Genomic DNA, 1,612 nt, shown 5'->3' on the forward strand with positions numbered 1-1,612 from the left:
CATCTTAAGATGCTTGCTAGTAAAATGCCCTTATAGGGCGAAAGAAAAACCACCAGCTAAGCTGGTGGATATTTATTTTGTAAAATTTACTCATTCAGTTGATAACTTTTATTATATTTATTGATTTACCTAAAAGGGCATATATAGATGCAAAAAGTAAAATAATAACTTTGATAATAAGATGTATGTTTTTTATAGAAAATTTCATTTACTATTAGTAATAATTATATTGAAATTTTGGATTAATTTTTTGTTGATATAGAGGAGGACTTAAATTTGATTACAGTTATTAAAAATATAAATGTTTATGCTCCAGAAAAGTTAGGTAAAAAGGATGTAGTTATAGTAAATGATAAAATAGAAGGAATATATGATAATTTAAATATTCCTGATAATTTTGTTAATATAAGTGTAATAGATGGCAAGGGGAAAATATTATTTCCTGGATTTTTGGACTGTCATGTTCACATTATTGGTGGAGGAGGAGAAGGTGGATTTAAGACTAGAACTCCAGAAATATCAATAGTTTCATTAATTGAAGCTGGTATAACTACAGTGGTTGGATGTATAGGTACTGATGGAATATGCCGAAATATGAGGTCATTAATTGCAAAAGCTAACGGATTAGAAGAGGAAGGTATAACATCTTATTGTTATACAGGGTCTTATGAAATACCAGTTAAAACTATAACAGATAGTATAAAAGGTGATCTTATGATGGTTGATAAGATTATTGGTGTGGGAGAAGTAGCTTTATCCGACCATAGAAGTTCACAAGCAACTTATCAGGATTTTGTTAATACTGTAGCCCAAGCTAGAGTCGGAGGGATATTATCAGGAAAAGCAGGAATTGTTAATGTTCATTTAGGTGATGGAGCAAGAAGGTTAGAATATTTATTTAAGGTAATAGAAGAAACTGAAATACCTCCAACTCAACTTTTACCGACACATATTAATAGAAGTGATAAATTATTTAAAGTAGGAATTGAATATGCTAAAAAGGGAGGATTTATTGATTTAACTACAAGCTCTGATCCAAGATTTTTAGAGCCAGGAGAATTAAGGGCATGTGAAGGATTAACACTTTTATTAAAAAATGGAGTGGATATTAAACATATAACATTTTCTTCTGATGGGAATGGAAGTATGCCTGTATTTGATAACGATGGGAAATTAGTTGGACTTGGAATATGTTCTGTTGAAACTCTTTATAGGGAAGTTAAGGATAGTATAAAAGAGTATAATGTTCCTATTGAGGATGCTATAAAAGTTATAACTTCAAATGTTGCAGAAGTATTAAAATTAAATAATAAAGGAAAAATAGAGAAAGAAAGAGATGCTGATTTAGTAATTGTAAATGAGGATACATTAGATATAGATATGGTTATAGCTAAGGGGAAAATTGTTGTTAAAGATGGAAATACTACAATAAAACCAACATTTAATTAGTTAAGAATTGATAAAAAGTTTGAAATGCGAGAACAAACTTAATATATATTAAAAAATATAAGGGCTACATTAAAAAGTAGCCCTTATATTTTTCAGTTTGTTGAAAAACCCCCTGTTTAAAAACAGAGGGTTTTTCTATTATTAGTTGTGGATAAAATTTAAT

The 1,612-nt window shown here is 28.9% G+C and carries 1 protein-coding gene; it reads left to right on the forward strand.

Translation table 11 applies throughout. The features are described 5' to 3' along the window. The first annotated feature begins 276 nt into the window (after positions 1-276). Positions 277-1,449 (forward strand): beta-aspartyl-peptidase, encoded by a 1,173-nt coding sequence (gene iadA, locus LPC13_RS16665; RefSeq protein ID WP_005211143.1) that lies wholly within the window; start codon positions 277-279, stop codon positions 1,447-1,449. Positions 1,450-1,612 lie beyond the last annotated feature (163 nt).

The organism is Clostridium celatum (assembly GCF_021412605.1).
GTDB classification, from domain to species: domain Bacteria; phylum Bacillota; class Clostridia; order Clostridiales; family Clostridiaceae; genus Clostridium; species Clostridium celatum.